General features: G+C 33.9%; 3 protein-coding genes. All 3 read left to right on the top strand.

Annotation, left to right across the window (positions count from 1 at the left end; translation table 11 throughout):
• Window positions 1–83 precede the first annotated feature (83 nt).
• Window positions 84–962, top strand: coding sequence for a DUF4145 domain-containing protein (locus QGM60_RS17965; protein WP_281141626.1), 879 nt, complete (start codon window positions 84–86; stop codon window positions 960–962).
• Between the two features lie 321 nt (window positions 963–1,283).
• Window positions 1,284–2,513, top strand: coding sequence for a DNA methyltransferase (locus tag QGM60_RS17960; RefSeq protein ID WP_281141625.1), 1,230 nt, complete (start codon window positions 1,284–1,286; stop codon window positions 2,511–2,513).
• Window positions 2,500–5,394, top strand: coding sequence for an N-6 DNA methylase (locus QGM60_RS17955; protein ID WP_281141624.1), 2,895 nt, complete (start codon window positions 2,500–2,502; stop codon window positions 5,392–5,394). The genes QGM60_RS17960 and QGM60_RS17955 overlap by 14 nt, the downstream gene beginning before the upstream one ends.
• The last annotated feature ends 100 nt before the right edge of the window (window positions 5,395–5,494 follow it).

The raw sequence follows: 5,494 nt of genomic DNA, 5'->3' as shown, positions 1-5,494 counted from the left end.
GAAAAATAATAACAAGCTGGAATTTTTAACCATTTAAAATACATCCAAAAATGGTCAACCTATTTCAGGACAAGACACAAACTATGGCAAAAACGAAGAAAAGTTATTGTTTAAGATGTAACTTTAAGACAAATCATAATATCTTATCAAAACATAGTATCAGAAGTGATAATGAAGATTATGATTATGCTATTGACTATATGATAGTTGAATGCCTAGGTTGTGAAAGAGTTTCTTTTAGAGAAGAATTTGTGGATATTGAATCTGCTTATCCCAATGAGCACGGAGAATGGATACCCGACATAACTGTTGATACTTATCCTAAAAAATCAAGAGCGTTAAGGAAATTAGAAAATATTCATATTTTACCAAAAAAAATAAAAGTTGTTTATGATGAGGCAATTAAAGCATTTAATGCTGATTGTTTTATTTTAACAGGAGTAGCATTCAGAGCAATAATTGAGGCTATTTGTATTGAAGAAGAGATACCTGGTAGAAATCTTGAAAAAAAGATAAATGCTTTGGTAAGAAATAAGTTGATAACAGAAAAAGAATCTAAAAGACTACATTCAATAAGATTCATCGGTAATGACTCTGTTCACGAAATGAAAGTTCCGAGAGAAGAAAGTCTACGAATTGTACTAAACATAATTGAACATCTTCTCAACAATCTTTATTTAATTGACTACAATAGTAAACACCATTTAGAAACAGTAATTGACAAGTTTCCTGAATTTACTGAATTATTGAGTTATACTCTTCCAAAGTTTAAAGCTAACGAAGAAATACCATTGGCGAAAATATTAGGAAAAAATGTTAGAAGATTAAATGGTAGAATAAGCGATTTTGAAACTGAGTTGATTACAAAAATTAATCAAAACGAATATGACAAACTTGATGTAGGAAAGGTAGATACATATGGAGATAGCACAAGTCAAGTTCAACATTTTATAATAAAATAACTACTGCCAACAATGGCTATAAGTAATTGCTTGTTCTCGCCTACTTCTGAAAATCCTCGCGGATTTTCAGTTTGGTGTGTACTTGCTAAGTTAAGTGCTAACCCACGCAACTACTCATAGCCGAGACCGTTGTGCGGCATACAAGAAAAGCCAACCGCACAAACAGCACATTTGGTTTTTACCAACACGCAAAGCCAACGCTCAAAAAACCAAAAGAGCTGTTTTTTGCCAACGCTCGAATAAAAAGATGGCAGAAAAATTTGTTGAGTTGAGAACTATATGTAAATTTGACAAAAATTGGCAACTCGATAATTTCAACGTATGAAATCAACAGGAACGACATTTAAAAATATAAGAGAAGAACGGAAATTATTATTGGAGGATGTAACCAAAAAAACAGGAATAAATAAAACCTTGCTAAGCAGAATCGAAAACGGAAAACGACTGCCAACAAGGGAACAACTAAACCTACTTTGTAAATGCTATAAGATTGAAAAGGACGAAATTGTTGTCCAATGGCTTAGCGACAAAATCGTTTACGAAATCAAAGACGAAGATTTGGCTTTACCTGCAATGATGGTTGCAGAAGAAAAAATCAAGTATGGAACAAACGGACATACTCATCAAAACGGATATGTACTTTCCTTAAACGGCAAAAAGAAAAAAAGACCCATTGAGGACTTTGTAAACAAAGTAATTCAAGGAGATTGTTTGGAAGTGATGCAATCTATTCCCGACAAGTCGGTAGATATGGTTCTTTGTGATTTGCCTTATGGAACAACTCAAAACAAATGGGATTCCGTGATTGACTTGGAAAAACTTTGGGCAGAATATGAACGAATTGTAAAAGACAATGGGGCAATTGTACTTACTTCACAAGGAGTTTTTACTGCCAAATTAATTTTGAGCAATGAAAAATCATTCAAGTATAAAATCACTTGGATAAAGTCTAAATCCACCAACTTCCTCAATGCAAAAAAACAACCACTTCGCAAACACGAAGACATCTGTGTTTTTTACAAGAAACAACCAAAATACAATCCGCAAATGACTGACGGAGAAGCCTATGACAAAGGAATTAGAAAAGACCAATACACAGGAAGTTATGGAGATTTTAAACCTCGACACGTAAAAAGTAACGGAAAACGCTACCCAAATGATGTGGTATTTTATGAAGAACAACCGATTGACGACTATGTTTATGTAAAAACTGCCGAATCGGAAGGAACAGTTTATCACCCAACCCAAAAACCGATTGAATTAGGTCGTTACCTAATTAAAACTTTTACAAATCAGGGCGACATCGTTTTAGATAACGCTTGTGGCAGTGGCAGTTTTTTACTTTCTGCAATTTTGGAAAACAGAAATTTCATTGGAATTGAAAAAAATGAAGATGTACTGCTTCACAAAGTAAAACCTGTTGATTACATCAAAGTTTGTACGGACAGGATTGAAGAAACGCTAAAAACAAAGAAAATCAAAGAAGCTACGCTTAGACTTTTTAAAGAACCAATTGCAGAATACCACACTTTAAACTATGAAATTAAATGAAAGAGCTTGGGCAGGTCAAATCATAAGTTGGATAAAACAAGCCATTAATGACGGCACTACCCTATTTCAAGACGCAACCAATGACGAAGGATTAAAAGTCGCATCAGGAAGAACAAAATTTCCTGATGTTCTTTTGTTTATAGACAAAGTTTCAGGTATTGTTTTTAATGGTTGGGAGTTGAAATTCCCAGATACCGAAGCAGATAACACCGAAATGTTGGAAAATGCTTTGGAAAAAGCAGAACGTTTAAAATCCGATTCTTTTGTTACTTGGAACGGGACGGAAGCGATTATTTGGAAAATCAAAGATGATAAATATTCTATTTCGGGATTGGAAAAACTGAAAGTTTACCCAAAAGAAAAAGACATCATAAGCAGAAATGATTTAGCCGACAGAAACAACTACAAAAAACACGAAGCCAAACTTCAAAAGCGATTAAATGAAATACTTCACGATTTAGGACAACTTTACCAAGACGGAAAACTGAAAAAGGCGATAAACATTTCGTCCAACATTGTTGAAGCTGTTTTGCAAACTTCCCAACATTTCGTTCCCCAATTTCAAAATGAAATCAACGAACTGAAAGGAGATGATAGTTCATTCAGAAAAGAATTTAATCAATGGAAAATTGTTGAAAGTGCTACCCTTAAAATTCTATCAACTTCATCAAGACGAGTTGAAAAGGTTGAGCCCGAAGAAGTTTTAGCAAAATTCACTTACTATAAGTTTATCGGCAAAATTCTTTTCTATCTCACCCTTTCAGAAAACTTGTCAGGCAAAGTATCTAAGTTGGAATTGACGGACAGCAATAAAGTTCAAAAGCAACTGAACGACTTCTTTGACCAAGCAAAGAAAATAGATTATCAAGCCGTTTTTGAGAGTGATTTTACAGATAAAATTCCGTTCAACGAAACGATTGATGAATTGCTTTTTAAACTCGTTTCTGTTTTTAATGAATTTGATTTCAAAGTATTACCAAATGAGGTAATCGGGCATATTTTGGAAAACTTAGTGCCGCAGGAAGAAAAACAGAAATTCGGACAATACTTCACTTCCGAGACATTGGCAAATCTTGTTACCTTTTCGGCAATCAGAAGCCGAAATGATGTTGTCATTGACCCAACATCAGGCACAGGAACATTTTTAAATTCGTTCTATCACACATTAAAGTTTTTTGGAAACAAAAATCATCAACAAGTTTTAAATCAGATTTGGGGCAATGATATTTCCCATTTTCCTGCAACCCTTTCGGTCATCAACCTATACAAACAAAGAGTTGACGATACAGCAAACTTTCCGAGAGTAATACGAAAAGACTTTTTTACGCTTGTCCCCAAACAAACAATCGCAATTCCCGACAACAAGGATATTGACAAAATCAACCAAATTCCAATACCGAAATTTGATGCTGTTGTTTCAAATTTCCCGTTCATTCAGCAAGAAGATATTCCGAATGAAATTTTGAATACGCAGTTTGAAAGTGAATTTGCGAAAACTCAAACCGCTTTTTTAAACGGCAACAAATTTGAAATCAACGGGAAAAGTGATTATTACATTTATTGCTTTTACAACTCATTGAAGTTCTTAAAGGACAGCGGAATTTTATCAGCAATTACTTCCAATGCTTGGTTGGGAAAGAATTACGGTTTGCAGTTCAAGAAATTTCTGTTGGACAACTTTCACATCAAATACATTGTGAAAAGCAATGCTGAACATTGGTTTAAAGATTCAAAAGTCAGTACCATATTTATTACGCTTGAAAAAGGAACGAGTAAAGAACTTACGAAATTTGTAACTGTAAATGAGAAGTTGGAAAACCTATTTACAAACAAGTCTTTGCAACAGTTTGAAGATTTTTATACCGAAATTGACAACTGCACTAATCCGCATAATGCTAATTGGGAAGAGGATAATCAATTCAAAAACGTATTTCACAAAACCGACAAAACACTTACAGTTAGCATTGTTGAACAATCGCATTTAGTCAATTCTCTTGCTTCGCAAGAAAATTGGGCAACGTATTTTGTCAATCAAAATCCGCTGAGTGTTTTTGAGGATAAACTCATAAATCCATTTCCAAATATTTACGACACAGGTAGAGGAACGAGAACAGGTTGGGATAATATGCACATCATATCCAACGAAGAAAACAAAACCCTTAAAATTGAAAAGGAATTTTTGTTGCCGATTTTAAAAACGAGCCAACAACTCAAAACAATTGCTTACAGCAACATATCAGAATACAATCTTTTCGTTTGTAATGAAGATGAAAAGACTTTAAAAGCAAAATATCCTAATGCTTACAAGCACATCAAAAAGTTTGAAACTACGACAAACAAAACAGGAATTGCTTTAGCCGAAGTTTTGAAAACGAGAAAACCATTTTGGTATTCACTTGCACCCGAAGAATCGGCAAACATTTTTATTTCCATAAACCCAAGTCAACGATTATTTTTTTCTTTCAGCAAATCACCTTTGTATCTCAATCAAAGATTGGTTGCTATTCGAGTAAAAAAGAAAGATGTTGAAATTGTATCGGCTTTGCTCAATTCAATCGTTTCACTTTTGATTGTTGAACTAAACGGAGTTTCTAGGAATTTGGGAGCATTAGATTTGAATGCAGACTTTTTCAAAACTAAAATGAAAATGCTTGACCCAAGTTTGCTTTCCGAAAGTCAAAAGAAAAACATCCTTTCAAAATTTGTACCGCTTAGCAAACGACAAATTCAGGATTACGAAAACGAATACCAACAAAAAGACAGAATTAAATTTGATGAAGAAATTTTAAATGCTTATGGTTTCAAAGCCGACATTCTTCCGCAATTGTATTCCCTTTTAACCGAAACTATTCGTAACAGAGTGGAAATGAAAAATAGATAAAAATGAAAATAATGCCAACGCTTAAAGCCATACACATTTGCAATTCGCACCAGCCAACGCTGCAACCAAAAATTGCAAAAGAGTATGTCTTTGCCAACGC

The sequence above is a fragment of the Winogradskyella sp. SYSU M77433 genome, from assembly GCF_029911945.1.
GTDB lineage: Bacteria > Bacteroidota > Bacteroidia > Flavobacteriales > Flavobacteriaceae > Winogradskyella.
Note: the sequence above shows the minus strand (reverse complement) of the source record. Positions and strands in the feature narration are given on the sequence as shown.